This window comes from Shigella flexneri 2a str. 301 (assembly GCF_000006925.2).
In the GTDB taxonomy this organism is placed as follows: Bacteria; Pseudomonadota; Gammaproteobacteria; order Enterobacterales; family Enterobacteriaceae; genus ECMA0423.
The window spans coordinates 3,595,417-3,611,311 of the sequence record NC_004337.2 but is presented as its reverse complement, the minus strand read 5'-3'; the positions used below and the strand labels follow the sequence as shown (position 1 = coordinate 3,611,311).

The window sequence follows — 15,895 nt, the reverse complement described above, 5'->3', positions numbered from 1 at the left end:
CTGGTGCGTACCGGGCTGAGAGGCGGTGTAAGTGAACTGTAGTTGCCATGTTTTACGGCAATGAGAGCAGAGATAGCGCTGATGTCCGGCAGTGCTTTTGCCGTTACGCACCACGCCTTCAGTAGCGGAGCAGGAAGGACATCTGATGGAAATGGAAGCCACGCAAGCACCTTAAAATCACCATCATACACTAAATCAGTAAGTTGGCAGCATTACCCATTTTCGCACCATTGCGGGGCGCTGTTTTTATTATTTCCTGTCTACACTCAGCTTATTGCGACGCGAAATCGTGCGCAAAAGCTGGCACTACTTTTGCTTATAAGAGGATGGCCACAGACAGGTAAAAGACGTTTCCCAAACGTCCTATAACGATAATTTTCGCCTCACAGGAAGCATTATGAAAAAGATGATGATAGCCACACTGGCTGCCGCCAGCGTGCTGCTTGCCGTTGCAAATCAGGCGCATGCTGGCGCGACGCTTGATGCCGTTCAGAAAAAAGGTTTTGTGCAATGCGGGATCAGTGATGGATTACCTAGGTTCTCTTATGCCGATGCAGACGGTAAGTTTTCAGGTATTGATGTTGATGTTTGTCGTGGTGTTGCCGCTGCTGTATTTGGTGACGACACGAAAGTGAAATATACCCCACTCACAGCAAAAGAACGCTTCACCGCTTTACAGTCAGGGGAAGTGGATTTGCTCTCCCGTAATACGACCTGGACTTCATCTCGCGATGCCGGGATGGGAATGGCATTTACCGGCGTCACTTATTACGACGGCATTGGCTTCCTGACGCACGATAAAGCGGGGCTAAAAAGCGCGAAAGAACTGGATGGCGCTACCGTCTGTATTCAGGCGGGTACTGATACCGAACTCAACGTCGCCGACTATTTCAAGGCAAACAATATGAAGTACACACCAGTGACTTTCGATCGCTCTGACGAATCAGCGAAGGCACTGGAATCTGGTCGCTGCGATACGCTGGCTTCGGATCAGTCGCAACTGTATGCCTTGCGCATCAAATTAAGCAACCCGGCTGAATGGATTGTCTTACCGGAGGTTATCTCTAAAGAACCGCTTGGGCCGGTAGTTCGTCGTGGCGATGATGAATGGTTCTCGATTGTACGCTGGACGCTTTTCGCCATGCTAAATGCTGAAGAGATGGGCATCAATTCCCAGAACGTCGATGAAAAAGCGGCTAATCCAGCAACGCCTGATATGGCACATCTGTTGGGTAAAGAAGGCGATTACGGCAAGGATCTGAAGTTGGATAATAAATGGGCCTATAACATCATCAAACAGGTGAGTAACTACTCGGAAATTTTTGAGCGTAACGTAGGTTCAGAAAGCCCGCTGAAAATTAAACGTGGGCAAAATAATCTCTGGAATAACGGCGGTATTCAGTACGCGCCGCCCGTGCGTTAAGTCGGTGTGAGGTAACGAGCGTCGCTACGGCGGCGCTCTCTTCAGCGTTATGCTTTCCGAGGTTTCTATGCCTCATCGCCGCTCAACCGTTAAAGGCTCACTCTCCTTTGCCAACCCTACGGTTCGTGCCTGGTTATTCCAGATCCTTGCCGTTGTTGCTGTTGTCGGCATTGTTGGTTGGTTATTTCAAAACACTGTAACGAATCTCAATAATCGTGGCATTACTTCAGGTTTTGCCTTTCTGGATCGCGGCGCTGGCTTCGGTATTGTCCAGCATTTGATCGATTACCAGCAGGGCGACACCTACGGACGCGTTTTTATTGTCGGCTTACTCAATACGCTACTGGTTTCTGCATTGTGTATTGTGTTCGCTTCTGTTTTGGGCTTCTTTATCGGTCTGGCGAGACTTTCGGATAACTGGCTGCTACGAAAGCTTTCCACAATTTATATTGAGATCTTCCGTAATATTGCAAATCTTCTTCTGGTACTTTGCCGTGTTGCGCAATTTGCCCGGACCACGCCAAGCTGTGAGCGCGTTTGATCTGGCCTTTTTGAGCAATCGTGGGCTTTATATTCCGTCACCGCAGCTGGGAGACGGATTTATTGCGTTTATGGTAATGACTCCAACTTACTGATAGTGTTTTATGTTCAGATAATGCCCGATGACCTTGTCATGCAGCTCCACCGATTTTGAGAACGACAGTGACTTCCGTACCAGCCTTGCCAGATGTTGTCTCAGATTCAGATTATGTCGCTCAATGCGCTGAGTGTAACGCTTGCTGATAACGTGCAGCTTTCCCTTCAGGCGTGATTCATACAGCGGCCAGCCATCGGTCATCCATACCACGACCTCAAAGGCCGACAGCAGGCTCAGAAGACGCTCCAGTGTGGCCAGAGTGCGTTCCCCGAAGACGTGCGCCACAGCCGTCCTCCGTATCCTGTCATACGCGTAAAACAGCCAGCGCTGACGTGATTTAGCACCGACGTAGCCCCAATGTTCGTCCATTTCAGCGCAGACAATCACATCACTGCCCGGTTGTATGCGCGAGGTTACCGACTGCGGCCTGAGTTTTTTAAGTGACGTAAAACCGTGTTGAGGCCAACGCCCATAATGCGTGCACTGGCGCGACATCCGACGCCATTCATGGCCATATCAATGATTTTCTGGTGCGTACCGGGCTGAGAGGCGGTGTAAGTGAACTGTAGTTGCCATGTTTTACGGCAATGAGAGCAGAGATAGCGCTGATGTCCGGCAGTGCTTTTGCCGTTACGCACCACGCCTTCAGTAGCGGAGCAGGAAGGACATCTGATGGAAATGGAAGCCACGCAAGCACCTTAAAATCACCATCATACACTAAATCAGTAAGTTGGCAGCATTACCGAGTTATCGAACCTCGCTTACCAACGCGTTGTCAGTCATCTCCCCCCTCTCTGGTGCATCGTTATATCCGTGATGAGCGATTTTTGATATTAATATCTTTCACCATCCGCTATTTTCACCACTTCAGAAAACAAACTTATTTTTATTAAAATCAATTCTTTTTCTTTGAACATTCAACTGCGATATTTGTAAAAACATTAAACAGGCAACAATAAAATGACATTACCAACAACTATTTATTCATTCCCCGCATATTTACCCCGTTTTTCGTCCACCGACAAACCAGCAAAATTAAAATTTCATCAATACGCACGCGCTACATTACTGTCAAATCGTGGAAGAGATCATAATTGCGATGGCAGACGTACTGTTGAGATCCACAAACTAGATCTCTCTGACTGGCAAGCATTCAATAAGTTAGCAACGAAGTGTAATGCTTACGATGGAGTATGAATCGCCACGGATAATCTAGACACTTCCGAGCCGTTGATAATACTGGTTTTCATATTCTGTCGGTGACATCTGTTCGCTAGAACCATGCCGACGCTTACTGTTATAAAACATTTCGATGTAATCAAAAATATCACTGCGGGCTTCTTCCCGCGTTCCGTAGATCTTTTTCTTTATCCGTTCACGTTTCAACAACTGGAAAAAACTTTCTGCAACCGCATTATCATGGCAGTTACCGCGACGGCTCATGCTACCCTCCAGGCCGTGTGATTTCAGGAACGACTGCCACTCATGGCTTGTGTACTGACTGCCCTGATCCGAATGAACCAGCACCTGTTTTTCGGGATTACGCCGCCATACAGCCATCAGCAGTGCGTTCAGGACAATGTCCTTTGTCATCCGGGATTGCATGGACCAGCCGATAATTTTGCGTGAGAACAGATCAACAACAACGGCAAGATACAGCCAGCCTTCGTGGGTCCTGATGTAGGTTATGTCCGTTACCCAACGCTCATCAGGAGCATCCGGATTGAACTGTCGCTGGAGCCTGTTGGGTGACACGATACTGGCCTCGCCTTTACGTGCCCGCGGGCTTCGGTATCCGACCTGAGCCTTTATTCCGACACGTTTCATCAGTCTCCAGACTCTGTTTACTCCGCACTGTTGCCCGCTGTCACGCAGATCCAGATGGATTTTGCGATAACCATAGACGCATCCCGATTCCAGCCAGAACTGTTTAATCTGTCCTGTCAGTCTCAGGTCTGCCTGATGGCGTTGTGAATGCGGCTGCTGAAGCCAGGCGTAAAAACCACTGGGATGAACATCCAGCACCCGACAGAGCAGGCGAACAGGCCAGCAACAGGAGTTGTCACGGATAAAGGCGTACCTCAGTCGGACAGCTTTGCGAAGTACGCCGCGGCTTTTTTTAATATGTCCCGTTCGTCGGTAACCCGTTTCAGCTCTTTCTGGAGACGGCGGATCTCGGCCTGAGCATCTGACTGTTCTTTATTAGTGGAAGAATCCGGACCGTACTTCTTTATCCAGGCATAAAGGCTGTGGGTGGTGATATCGAGACGTGTTGCAACGCTGGCAACAGAATAACCGCGATCAACAACCTGTTTGACTGCTTCAGTTTTAAACTCTTCGGGATAACGCTTACCGCTCATGGGCACCTCTCTTTAAGCCATCTTAAATGACTCTGAGGTGTCTGTTAAACCCGTGGCGATTCAGTGAGCGCATTCTGACCGACCGTGAAAATGGTGAAAAAGGCGATAATTCTCAAGATACCTCTTATGCCCGTGTAGGCGTGAAAGGTGAAACTCAGATCAACCCTGAAATGACTGGTTACGGTCAGTTTGAACTAGACCTGGAAGCATCAAACAGACACAACCCTGACCAAACTCGTTTGGCATATGCTGGTTTGAGTTACAAAGATTTTGGTTCATTCGACTACAGTCGTAATGTCGGTGTCGCGTATGATGCAGAAGCATTTACTGATATGTTTGTTGAGTGGGGCGGTGACTCATGGGCTGGTACTGACCTGTTCATGACCAACCGTACCAACGGTGTTGCAACCTATCGTAACACAGATTTCTTTGGCATGGTTGAAGGTCTAAATTTTGCTCTGCAATATCAGGGTAAAAATGAAGGTACAGGCAACTACAAAGCAAATGGCGATGGCCATGGTTTATCTGCAACTTACACTATTGACGGTTTCTCATTTGCTGGTGCTTATGCAAACTCTGACCGTACTGATTGGCAGTCTGGTGATGGTAAAGGCGAAAGAGCCGAAGTTTGGGCGTTGTCAACAAAATATGACGCTAACAATGTTTATGCTGCTGTGATGTACGGTGAATCTCACAACATGAATTCCGACGACGGTGATGTTGTGAACAAAACACAAAACTTCGAAGCTGTTCTGCAATATCAGTTCGACTTTGGTCTGCGTCCATCCATCGGTTACTCCTATTCTAAAGCACTGGACGTAGCAGGTTGGATTTGCCCCTATATTTCCAGACATCTGTTATCACTTAACCCATTACAAGCCCGCTGCCGCAGATATTCCCGTGGCGAGCGATAACCCAGCGCACTATGCGGATGCCATTCGTTATAATGCTCGAACGCCTCTGCAAGGTTCTTTGCTGCCGTTAACCCGTCTGGTTTGGGCATGATACTGATGTAGTCACGCTTTATCGTTTTCACGAAGCTCTCTGCTATTCCGTTACTCTCCGGACTCCGCACCGCCGTGTTCTTCGGTTCAAGTCCCAACATCCGGGCGAACTGGCGTGTTTCATTAGCCCGGTAGCATGAACCATTATCCGTCAGCCACTCCACTGAAGACGACGGAAGATCGTTGCCGAAGCGGCGTTCCACCGCTCCCAGCATGACGTCCTGTACTGTTTCACTGTTGAAGCCGCCGGTAGTCACCGCCCAGTGCAGTGCCTCACGATCACAGCAGTCCAGCGCGAACGTGACACGCAGTCTCTCTCCGTTATCACAGCAGAACTCGAACCCGTCAGAGCACCATCGCTGATTGCTTTCTTTCACGGCCACTCTGCCTGTATGTGCCCGTTTCGATGGCGGTACAGCATGTTTTCGCTCAAGCAACAGCGCATTCTGGCGCATGAGCCGGTAAACACGTTTGGCATTGATCGCAGGCATACCATCAAGTTCTGCCTGTCTGCGAAGCAGCGCCCATACCCGACGATAACCATACGTGGGCAGCTCTCCGATAACATGGTGTATACGGAGAAGCACATCCGTATCATCAGTGTGACGACTGCGGGGGCCATCCATCCAGTCATCGGTTCGTCTGAGAATGACGTGCAACTGCGCACGCGACACCCGGAGACAACGGCTGACTAAGCTTACTCCCCATCCCCGGGCAATAAGGGCGCGTGCGCTATCCACTTTTTTGCCCGTCCATATTCAACGGCTTCTTTGAGGAGTTCATTTTCCATCGTTTTCTTGCCGAGCAGGCGCTGGAGTTCTTTAATCTGCTTCATGGCGGCAGCAAGTTCAGAGGCAGGAACAACCTGTTCTCCGGCGGCCACAGCAGTAAGACTTCCTTCCTGGTATTGCTTACGCCAGAGAAATAACTGGCTGGCTGCTACACCATGTTGCCGGGCAACGAGGGAGACCGTCATCCCCGGTTCAAAGCTCTGCTGAACAATTGCGATCTTTTCCTGTGTGGTACGCCGTCTGCGTTTCTCCGGCCCTAAGACATCAATCATCTGTTCTCCAATGACTAGTCTAAAAACTAGTATTAAGACTATCACTTAAATAAGTGATACTGGTTGTCTGGAGATTCAGGGGGCCAGTCTATTGTCTATAACCACGAACCGTTATGCATCAGGTTATGCCACACTGACTGAAGCAGTAAGTGCACAGGATGAACGGAACAGAAAAAGAGATAAGAATAGTCACGATGGCTCTACGATATCCTTATCCCAGCCCCTTGGTAATATCGGGAATTTGAACTTCAATACCACGAGGTATAATTCTTCCCGGGGCACAGGAAACACGCGGTCTACCAGCCTGAGTTATAGTACGGTATGGAGAGGCATAACATTCTCCATTAACTGGGCAAAAAACGACTTGCTGACATCGCATAAATGGAAAGTAGATCGGAAATTAAGCGTGGGTATTTCAGTGCCATTATCGCTGGGTGACGAAAATCAAATTTATGCGTCTTCACAGATGAGTCGTTCGGGAGAGCAGGGTAATAACTATCAGGTTTCATTATCAGGTCAGAATAGTGGTGGTGTATGGTGGGATGTAGCGACAAATATAACTAACGCTCATCAGTCACAACCGAAGAGCACGATGAACATTGTGCAAGTTGGCAAAAATGGATCATATGGTCAGTTTAGTAGCCATTACAGCTCCAGCGAAAACATGAAACAGCTAGGTGCAAATTTAAGCGGTGGGATACTTATTACAAGGGATGGACTTACATTTGGTCAAAATGTGGATGGGACATTAGCCCTTATAGAGGCACCCGGAGCAACGGGGGTTAACGTTAATGGCTGGCCGGGACTGAGTACTGATTTTCGTGGGTATGCAATACTGCCAGTGCAGCCATACCGAAGAGACGATGTTATTCTGGATGAAAAAACGATAGGTAAGAATTACGACTTACCACAAACTAGTCAATTGGTTGTACCGACAGCTGGAGCCGTTGTGCCTGCGACATTGGCAGTGAAGAGCGGGGATAAAGGATTAGTAACCTTAAAACAGAAAGAGGGTAAACCCATCCCCTTCGGCGCTGTGATTAGTTATAGCAAAGACACTGAAAATATGGCCGGCATTGTAGGTGAAGATGGTATTGCTTATGTTTCTGGCTTGAGTGCGGAAGGCGAGTTTAATGTGAAATGGGGTTATTCTAAAGATCAATCCTGTATCGCAAAATACCAACTTCCTGCGAAGAAAAGTGCATCAGGGTTATACCAGATAGCGGCGACATGTTTATAGTTTCTAAATTAAGAAACTCATAATTTATTTTTGTGAAGATGTTTCCATTATTTGGTGGAAGCATTTTCGCGATAGCACGTAAATGCAAAGAAAGAAACTGCATTTTGCAGTGTAAATGAAAATCATGGAGAAAATATAATGAAGAAAACATTGTTGGCAATCATGCTGGCGGGGACAGCTTTTGCTTCTCAGGCGGGAACTTTAGTAAGCCAGGGTACTGAAGCGTCAGCTAATCTTACTTTGACCAAGCCTATCGTTGTTAATAATACCATTCAACCAGTGAAAGGGGTATATAGCGGTACGTTAACTGCATGGACGCCTTTGGCAACAGGTATTGTTGGCGCATCTGATGGGCAGAGCCACGACTATGCTGTAACTTTCCCGGATGATATTTATGCGGAGAGCAGTACTTCAGCGGATGCAGTAATTTCTGGTGACAATAACCCGGACCATAAACTGAAAGTTTCCCTGACAACGCTTGAGCAGGATCCTCCTTCAGCTGCCTCCGAAGAGATTGGCGGTAAGCGTTATATGATGCTGAAAAATACTGGAACAGGTGGTGCCTATCGCGTCGTTTCCCATATGAAAGAACAGGTTGTTGAGCCAGACTCTTACACCATCCGTACCCAGGCTTATATCTACGCAGAATAATGCAGATGATTAGTTAATTTCATGGCGGGATTTGATATCCCGCCTTTTTTAACTTATAAAAAAAGACATAGAATATATTATTTATTAAGCGAGGGTGATTTTTACATCAGTTGAACTGAATTAGCGCTTTATAAAAAAGCGCTTCATAAACTTTTTTCTTAATTCCCAGCTTATTGATAGCACGAACTTTATGTGCATACACGGTCTTGATGCTAATATTCATTGCGGCTGAAATCTCATTAACGGATCTACCCTGCGCAACCATTTTCATGGTCTCAATTTGTTGAGGAGAGAGTATATCTGTTAAAAATCTTATTTTTTTAGGCTTGCTGTTAAAAGCATCATTGATAGCGTTTTCTATTTTTGCAATCTTTTCTGTCGGTGATATTATTTTAACTCCTCCCAGTTTCGATGCCAGAGAACAAAGATCTTCTGAGTGATGCCCAGTAATGATGACGATAGGTGTCATCGTTTTCATTATATTTTCTTCAACAATGCGTGAGAATATACTATAAGTATCAGCGACGGTGCACCCGGTCATAATTAACACGTCAGGTTTTGTCTCGCATTTATGAGAGAAGGCTTTAAAGTGATTTAGCCTTAAGTCTCTTTTCTTTTCCAGAAGGTAGCGGATACCCATAGCAAAACAATTATTTTGTGAGATGAGTTCAACTGTCGTGCACACCGGTGAACAATAAAAAGATTTAAAAGGCAGAAAAGACTCTGTCACTCTATTATCTTGTTCGTATGTAATGCCTTTTGCGTTTAGCCCTGACCAGTCATCAGGTATCATAAATTCTGAGTCATCGGGTCTCATGAGTAAGACATTATTCATCTTAAGTAGCTCCTGAGTTATTTTCGATAGCACCTAATGATGAAATTACATGTGTTGATAATTTCATGTGGTGCGCTTTCATTTACTTAGGAGTATTCTTGCATCACTTTTCGCCTTGCGATACTTTATATTGATAAAACTGACATGTTTGATTTTTTATTCTGTGGATATAAGTTTTATATGACTTTTTCAGGGTTATATTTGTATTTTAGTTTCTTGTGTCAGTTCCACCAGGAATAGGCTAAAATGACAAAATCTTATTTTGTGTTGTTGCCTGCATGGAGCGGAGATGTTTTTTCATTATCAATGACGCGATTATTTTTGATCCGAACAAATGCTCGCTCTCGAATGTAAATACCCAGGATGAGATAAATTTTCCAGCTACGGCGGGGTGTATTTTGGCAGTGTTACTGGAAAGTAATGGTGGAGCGGTTGACAGGAACTCAATCATTGATAGCGTTTTGGAGAGATTTTCATTTGATCTGTCAAACAACACATTGAACCAATATATATCCCTGTTACGCAAAAGTTTTAAAAATATTGGTGTTGAAGAAAATGTGATTCTTACGATACCCAAAGTAGGCTTTTACATCAGTGAAAACATAACAATAAGTAAACAATCTTATGATGATTCTCATTTACAAGAAGATGTTGTTGAAAAAGTAGAGCGCAAAAGGAGTATTCCTCTTTTTCGCATTTTGATTTCGCTTGTGGTAGTAATTGTTATTATTGAAATGTTTGCCGTGGCTTTTAAAGATACCTACAGTATAACGGATTATCCATTGGTTAAATCAGGTAAGATTGACACCTGTGATTTATATCTTTCAGAGAATCTTAACGAGATTGGCCTCGCTAAATCTCAAATAGAGGCCGCTGAAATTTCGAAAAAGCATTTACCCTGTGTGCCAGGTGCAAATTTTATATATGATGTAAATAGTATGCATTATTTGCTTGGGGAAGGGCAGCGGTATTTATCAAGATGTATAAAATCCTCTAATGACGAAACTTATGCAATTTGTTCAGAGGTGCTATTATATGACTAATAAGAAAATGTATTTTATATTAATACTTGTTTTCACATTGCTACAGGTGTGTTTTTTTGCTCTCTGGAAGGCTCGTGATGGTAGCACAACGTCTCTTGAATGTACGTCGACGTTAACAAGAAATGCTAAAACAGATCATTCTTTATACTACTCTGCTAACCTTTCAGTCATTTTAAAAAAAGATGGTAGCGGTAGTTTTACGATTGTTGGCTTAACTGATGAAGATACACCGAGGAAATTTTCCCATTCGTATTTTTTTACCTACAAAATAGATAGTAACGGACGGATCTCAGGTAATGCTAAGGCCAAAGTTTCGGGACTGGAAAATCAGATAAAGGATGAGAACTTCAGACTCAATTTTCTCGATGCATCTTTAACAGGTAAAGGCAATGCGAGGCTAAGCAAGTTTAATAATGTCTATATTTTTAGTATCCCGGGGTTGATCATTAACACATGTGCTCCAATATAAAATTATAATTTTATATTCTACATTATTTCACTAAGTTCGTAAAAAACCAGCGTTAAGATATGAATAACGCTGGGATTATGTAAATTTTAATTTTTTTTCGCAGAACCGGCCTCTAATATTGAAACAATAGAGAACAATGTAAAACATACTGCGCCTAATCCAACCAGAACCCGAGATGGAATAAAGTAGTCCAGCTCAGTTTGTGCGATTTCCGCGAGGAATGATGACAAAAACAAGCAAAACAGACAGGTAAATACCGGTATCATCGGTATTCTGTTGGCTAACGAACAGGTACGTCTCCAGACCAGTGCCAGTAGCCAGACTTTTGAGAATATGCTGTAACAGATCATTCCGAGGCAAATGAGAATAATGCCGGGAGCCAGTCGGGCGCTTGCATCGGAACTGACTAAGACGTATATCCCCTGCAGCACCGTGACTGAGCCGAGAAAAATAACCCAATAACACCACAGCCAGTGCTCTTTGGATGAGAACGTATTACGTGTTTGATGGACGATTGTGGCCACTAGGCCAATTAGACAGGCACAGATTGCGGTTAACCCAAGGCGACATAATGCGGAGTTATGTCGGCACTATGTAACAGCGTAATAGACCAAATGAAACCGAGCAGGGTGAGTAAAACGGGAACGGCAATGAGGCAATTACCGATTAATGAAGAATAAGCCTGTACCGGTGTTCCGTCGCTCTTGCTCCCCGCTGCATTTTTGGGAATGAGCAGAAAGTGACCGGACGACGCTGCCACCGTCGATACACATGCGGCAATCATACCAACGCCAAAAATAACATGGCCGGCAACAAACTCGTCTGCCATCACATCATTACCTGCTAACAGTGCCCAACCCCATATCATGGTGATAATTGACCCCGCATAGCCAATAATGGGGAACAATGTATTGTAAAACGTATTAACGCCGCGCGTGAGTTGCGAAATGATAATAAATGCGGTAGTGAATAATGCCAGGCATATGGCCGCCAGAGAAATCAGCACATGACCCGTGACGTTGCCCTGAACTTTCCAGCACAAAGCCACCTAACGCGATGCAAATTAAGCCTATAATCAAAGGGATTAATTTGAAAAGCTACCCGATATATATGTTCACTTTAAACTCCTCAGGTATCCCTGCTAATATTGAAATGTGCATTAATGATAATTTCAGCCTGTTAATATAACGACGAGATATCATTAAAGACAAATGCATAGCATAACTATAGCGGGGTTTACTGTGCCGAGTGCCATTTTTTAGCGGTCAAAAGGCCATGATAAATAAATATTTATCCTAAGATTAATTCTTATTCTGTTGTTTTTTTTTACAATTGTCTTCCAGGGATGGATTGTTTTCCATTATTTAGTAAAAGACCGGATAGTCTCGGTGCTTAAAATCAGCGAACATATAAGTATTATTGTTTTATATCGTCGTAAATATGTCTTTCAGACATGTATCATTTATTTTTTACTAACAGGTCAAAAATATCGCGGGTTATTTATGAAAGCAATTGACAATATATTTAAGTACATCCCTTCAAACCATAAAGATAAGCATTCAGATAAAGTTAATAATCATCAACACCATAGCAAGGTTGATAAAACACATCGTTCAAAGATAGTTGAAATTGATAAGCTGGATAATGATTCGCAAATAGATAACGATTTTGGCATGCATATCATCTATTTCCTGCAACATGGTCACTGGAGGGTAAATGAACATAGTCTTCAGATGGAGAAAATATGGTTTTACAATAGTGAGCCATCTATAGATATTCAAGAATATAATAGTTTTGCCGATAATACTACTAACACGTTTATCTTTACAATTATACCAGACAATAACCATGTGATAAAATTATCGTCTCCCATTACAGTTAAGATTGAGTGTAAGGATGGTTATTATTTTATTAATTTCTCCGGAGATAAATCAGACATAATTTATAAAGTTAATGGGCTTTCTATCATACCTGAAAATTTCTTTACTCTTCTTAGCGGTAATTTTAAAGCTGACTGGCGTTGGGATGTCTCTAAAGAGACGTTTCCTAAGGATAAGTTTGATAGCTATGTTAAATCTGTGTTTTCTAAAATAGACTTTTATAAACAATGTGGTGTGATTAACCCACAAAATGCCAACACGGCTTATTTTGGCGATACAGATGGAAGAGTAGGCGCTGTACTTTATTCATTGCTCGTTTCAGGGCATATAGGCATCAGGGAAAAGGGTTGGAGTTTATTATGTGAATTATTAAAACACGAAGACATGGCTTCATCTGCATACATACATAAAAATAATAAATTGCTCTACAATTTATTAAATACGAGAGACATGATATTGAATGAGTTGCATCAACATGTTTTTTTAAAGGACGATGCGATAACCCCTTGTATCTTCCTTGGGGATCATACAGGCGATAGATTTAGTACTATTTTTGGTGATAAATATATCCTTACTTTGCTAAATTCTATGCGAAATATGGAGGGTAATAAAGATAGCCGTATTAATAAAAATGTCATCGTTCTGGCTGGAAATCATGAAATCAATTTTAATGGTAACTATACTGCACGACTAGAAAATTATAAACTCTCTGCCGGTGATACGTATAACTTAATTAAAACGCTCGATGTTTGTAATTATAACTCAGAAACTAAAGTTTTAACCAGTCATCACGGAATAATAAGAAATGAAGAAAATCAATGTTATTGTCTCGGTGCTTTGCAGGTTCCATTTAATCAGATGAAAGACCCAATTGATCCTGAGGAATTAGCAAATATATGTAATAAAAAACATAAACAACACATGGATGATCATCTTCTCCATCTAATTAGAAGCAATGCTATAGCACCCACACCTGTATATGAAAATTATTTTAATAACACTACTGCTTTCAGACCAAAACCTGAAGATATCTTCAAATGTGGACAGACGCTCAAAAAAACTAAACAGAAATTTGGCCATTATGGATTAGGGGTAGACCAGCATCAAAAAATTGATAATTATACCATGGGGCTAAATTCTTGGAAGATAGCACCTAACGAACGTGGTGATAAAAAAGGTGTCCCAGGGCTTAGTTGTTTTCAACCTCAATAAAACTTCATGAGTGCTGTGGTATCTCTTTTTAATTTTGCCAGTATTTCATAGGTTTTCTTAATCGATTGTAGAGGTATGTACTGATGACGCCTCTACAATATTTAGGGACTTTCTCTGCTATGAGATAAGAAATTTCATATTATGCTTTAAGGCTGAATGATTTGTGCAAAATATAATTATTTCCCCATCGAATATGAGGTGTATGTCATAAGATAAAATGTTAACTATGTATTCCTCGCGGTGAATAATATGAGGTAAAAGATGAAAATTGGAACTGTGGCAGGCACTAATGGCAGTACAACGACAATCGCAACAAATGATATGGTGCAAGAGCATGTTACCAACTTCACTAAAGAACTGTTTGGGTATATTGCAAATGGTATAGGTGATGATATATCAAGTATTGCCAGGACAATGCTCGGTGAAGTTGTGGAAAAAATTGATGATTGGCAAATAGAACGTTTCCAACAATCTATTCAAGATGACAAAATTTCATTTACCATACAAACGAATCATTCAGAAAAATATAGTATGCTATCGGGCATGCGCGCTCATATTCTACGTAGGAATAACTGTTATCAGTTTATTGTGACAATTAATAGTAAAAATTACGGTTGCCCTCTTGATAATACCGATATTAATTGGTGCAGCATTGTTTATTTACTTAATAATATGACAGTAAATGATAATGCTAATGATGTTGCAGTTACTGAGTCGTACAAACCCATCTGGAACTGGGAAATATCGCAATACAATGTATTTGATATTAAATTCGAAACAATTATAAAACCCCAGTTCGCTGACAGAACCTATTTCTCCAATTGTTCACCTGTTGATCCCACAAGTACCAGGCCGACCTATTTTGGCGATACCGATGGCTCAGTCGGTGCAGTTTTGTACGCGCTTTTTGCAACAGGACATTTGGGAATCATGGCTGAAGGAGAAAATTTCCTTAGCCAGTTGCTTAATATAGAAGATGAAGTTCTCAACGTATTGCTAAGGGAGAACTTTAATGAGCAACTTGACACTAATGTTAATACAATAATCAGTATACTGAACAGAAGAGATAATGTTTTAGAAAGTCTTCAGCCTTATTTGGTTATTAATAAAGACGCAGTCACGCCATGTACGTTTCTTGGCGACCAAACCGGCGATCGATTTAGTAATATCTGTGGCGATCAATTTATCATCGATTTGTTAAAACGCATAATGAGTATCAATGAAAATGTTCATGTATTAGCTGGAAATCATGAAACGAATTGCAATGGTAACTATATGCAAAACTTCACGCGCATGAAACCACTTGATGAGGATACCTACGACGGGATAAAAGATTATCCTGTATGTTTCTATGACCCCAAATACAAAATAATGGCAAATCATCATGGGATAACTTTTGATGATCAGCGAAAACGTTACATTATAGGACCGATAACTGTCTCTATTGATGAAATGACCAATGCTCTCGATCCGGTCGAATTAGCGGAAATTATTAATAAAAAGCATCATGCTATAATTAATGGCAAAAAGTTTAAAACTAGCCGGGCTATCTCTTGTCGATCCTTTAATCGTTATTTTTCTGTTTCGACAGATTACAGACCTAAACTTGAAGCACTATTAGCATGTTCACAAATGTTAGGTATAAATCAAGTTGTTGCACATAACGGAAATGGTGGGAGAGAACGCATAGGTGAAACGGGGACAGTTTTAGGTCTTAACGCCCGTGACAGTAAACATGCTGGAAGAATGTTCAGCATGCATAATTGCCAAATTAACCCTGGTGCAGGGCCAGAGATAACCACTCCCTGGAAGTCTTACCAGCATGAAAAAAACAGAAATGGACTTATGCCTTTGATTAGAAGGCGCACAATGTTACAGCTCTGAACCATAGACAACATGAATATTAATGTTACTATCTGGTTGAGACTGTTGATAAAACGTAAAAAGGAATGCTCTGTTCCTGCAACTGAACAGGCGTGAAATGCGATCCAACAGGATGGATACCGTTTTGTCAGCCAGTTTTATAGATCACACTTATGAGTATGCGTGTTTCATTTACGGCCAGGAATGCTGATGAT

General features: G+C 42.6%; 16 protein-coding genes, 2 pseudogenes and 5 other annotated features (1 of these 23 cut by a window edge). Of the genes and pseudogenes, 11 read left to right on the top strand and 7 right to left on the bottom strand.

Features of this window, described 5'->3' with window-relative positions:
- Positions 1-217, bottom strand: a mobile genetic element; it reaches 551 nt to the left of the window's first position.
- From SF3521 to yhdX, 3 genes and pseudogenes are all read left to right on the top strand, one after another.
- Positions 43-369, top strand: a complete 327-nt coding sequence (locus SF3521; protein ID NP_709271.1) for a hypothetical protein — start codon at positions 43-45, stop codon at positions 367-369. (Overlaps the previous feature by 175 nt.)
- A 136-nt stretch (positions 370-505) precedes the next feature.
- A complete protein-coding gene (yhdW, locus tag SF3520) occupies positions 506-1,423 on the top strand; it encodes a substrate-binding transport protein (RefSeq protein NP_709270.2) in 918 nt (305 codons plus the stop codon).
- Between the two features lie 49 nt (positions 1,424-1,472).
- Positions 1,473-2,036 (top strand) — a sequence feature (Similar to Escherichia coli K12 transport system permease gi: 1789669 (369 aa). BLAST with identity of 99% in 187 aa. This CDS has been truncated. The sequence has been checked and is believed to be correct.).
- Positions 1,473-2,036, top strand: a pseudogene (gene yhdX / locus SF3519). Its footprint overlaps the feature before it by 564 nt.
- Positions 2,037-2,804, bottom strand: a mobile genetic element.
- Here yhdX and insB read toward each other — a convergent pair.
- Entirely contained in the window at positions 2,052-2,555 is a 504-nt protein-coding gene (gene insB, locus SF3518; protein ID NP_709269.1) for an insertion element IS1 protein InsB, read from the bottom strand. Its footprint overlaps the feature before it by 504 nt.
- Between insB and SF3517 the strand changes: the two genes are divergently transcribed.
- Entirely contained in the window at positions 2,630-2,953 is a 324-nt protein-coding gene (locus SF3517; RefSeq protein ID NP_709268.1) for a hypothetical protein, read from the top strand.
- Before the next feature lie 319 nt (positions 2,954-3,272).
- Here the strand turns inward: SF3517 and SF3516 are convergent, their stop codons facing one another.
- Positions 3,273-4,085 (bottom strand): hypothetical protein, encoded by an 813-nt coding sequence (locus SF3516; protein NP_709267.1) that lies wholly within the window; start codon positions 4,083-4,085, stop codon positions 3,273-3,275.
- Between the two features lie 56 nt (positions 4,086-4,141).
- Positions 4,142-4,426 (bottom strand): hypothetical protein, encoded by a 285-nt coding sequence (locus SF3515; RefSeq protein NP_709266.1) that lies wholly within the window; start codon positions 4,424-4,426, stop codon positions 4,142-4,144.
- A gap of 20 nt (positions 4,427-4,446) precedes the next feature.
- Between SF3515 and SF3514 the strand changes: the two genes are divergently transcribed.
- Positions 4,447-5,334, top strand: coding sequence for an outer membrane pore protein (locus SF3514; protein NP_709265.1), 888 nt, complete (start codon positions 4,447-4,449; stop codon positions 5,332-5,334).
- Positions 5,248-6,578: a mobile genetic element, on the bottom strand. It overlaps the preceding gene by 87 nt.
- Here the strand turns inward: SF3514 and SF3513 are convergent.
- Entirely contained in the window at positions 5,259-6,164 is a 906-nt protein-coding gene (locus SF3513; RefSeq protein NP_709264.1) for an IS2 transposase TnpB, read from the bottom strand. (Overlaps the previous feature by 906 nt.) The genes SF3514 and SF3513 overlap by 76 nt on opposite strands.
- Positions 6,122-6,532: an IS2 repressor TnpA gene (locus tag SF3512; protein ID NP_709263.3), complete on the bottom strand. Its 411-nt coding sequence runs from the start codon at positions 6,530-6,532 to the stop codon at positions 6,122-6,124. Its footprint lies within the feature at positions 5,248-6,578. The genes SF3513 and SF3512 overlap by 43 nt, the downstream gene beginning before the upstream one ends.
- Here SF3512 and SF3511 point away from each other — a divergent pair.
- Together SF3511 and SF3510 are read left to right on the top strand one after the other, a co-directional pair.
- The gene (locus tag SF3511; protein NP_709262.1) at positions 6,579-7,727 is read left to right on the top strand and encodes a hypothetical protein; all 1,149 of its coding nucleotides are present in this window, start codon (positions 6,579-6,581) and stop codon (positions 7,725-7,727) included.
- Positions 7,728-7,865: 138 nt separating this feature from the next.
- Positions 7,866-8,378 (top strand): hypothetical protein, encoded by a 513-nt coding sequence (locus SF3510; RefSeq protein ID NP_709261.1) that lies wholly within the window; start codon positions 7,866-7,868, stop codon positions 8,376-8,378.
- A gap of 106 nt (positions 8,379-8,484) precedes the next feature.
- Here the strand turns inward: SF3510 and SF3509 are convergent, their stop codons facing one another.
- Entirely contained in the window at positions 8,485-9,246 is a 762-nt protein-coding gene (locus SF3509; protein NP_709260.1) for a hypothetical protein, read from the bottom strand.
- A 245-nt stretch (positions 9,247-9,491) separates the two neighbouring features.
- On the opposite strand from SF3509, the gene SF3508 reads away from it, so the two are divergent.
- Positions 9,492-10,256 (top strand): hypothetical protein, encoded by a 765-nt coding sequence (locus SF3508; RefSeq protein ID NP_709259.1) that lies wholly within the window; start codon positions 9,492-9,494, stop codon positions 10,254-10,256.
- Complete coding sequence (locus tag SF3507) at positions 10,210-10,725, top strand: hypothetical protein (protein ID NP_709258.1); 516 nt, start codon at positions 10,210-10,212, stop codon at positions 10,723-10,725. The genes SF3508 and SF3507 overlap by 47 nt, the downstream gene beginning before the upstream one ends.
- Positions 10,726-10,817: 92 nt before the next feature.
- Positions 10,818-11,942: a sequence feature (Similar to Escherichia coli K12 conserved hypothetical protein gi: 1789905 (384 aa). BLAST with identity of 96% in 375 aa. This CDS contains an in-frame stop codon. The sequence has been checked and is believed to be correct.), on the bottom strand.
- Here the strand turns inward: SF3507 and yhiM are convergent.
- Positions 10,818-11,942 (bottom strand): annotated as a pseudogene (gene yhiM, locus SF3506). (Overlaps the previous feature by 1,125 nt.)
- A gap of 99 nt (positions 11,943-12,041) precedes the next feature.
- On the opposite strand from yhiM, the gene SF3505 reads away from it, so the two are divergent.
- Positions 12,042-13,817, top strand: a complete 1,776-nt coding sequence (locus tag SF3505) for a hypothetical protein (protein NP_709257.1) — start codon at positions 12,042-12,044, stop codon at positions 13,815-13,817.
- A 261-nt stretch (positions 13,818-14,078) separates the two neighbouring features.
- Positions 14,079-15,701: a hypothetical protein gene (gene yhiJ / locus SF3504; protein ID NP_709256.1), complete on the top strand. Its 1,623-nt coding sequence runs from the start codon at positions 14,079-14,081 to the stop codon at positions 15,699-15,701.
- Positions 15,702-15,895: the final 194 nt, after the last annotated feature.

What these genes read in the sequence shown, in the direction of transcription:
- insB (NP_709269.1), bottom strand. Translation starts at nt 2,555, where the DNA reads ATGTCGCGCCAGTGCACGCATTATGGGCGTTGGCCTCAACACGGTTTT.
- SF3514 (NP_709265.1), top strand. Translation starts at nt 4,447, where the DNA reads ATGACTCTGAGGTGTCTGTTAAACCCGTGGCGATTCAGTGAGCGCATT.
- SF3510 (NP_709261.1), top strand. Translation starts at nt 7,866, where the DNA reads ATGAAGAAAACATTGTTGGCAATCATGCTGGCGGGGACAGCTTTTGCT.
- SF3508 (NP_709259.1), top strand. Translation starts at nt 9,492, where the DNA reads ATGGAGCGGAGATGTTTTTTCATTATCAATGACGCGATTATTTTTGAT.
- SF3507 (NP_709258.1), top strand. Translation starts at nt 10,210, where the DNA reads ATGACGAAACTTATGCAATTTGTTCAGAGGTGCTATTATATGACTAAT.
- yhiJ (NP_709256.1), top strand. Translation starts at nt 14,079, where the DNA reads ATGAAAATTGGAACTGTGGCAGGCACTAATGGCAGTACAACGACAATC.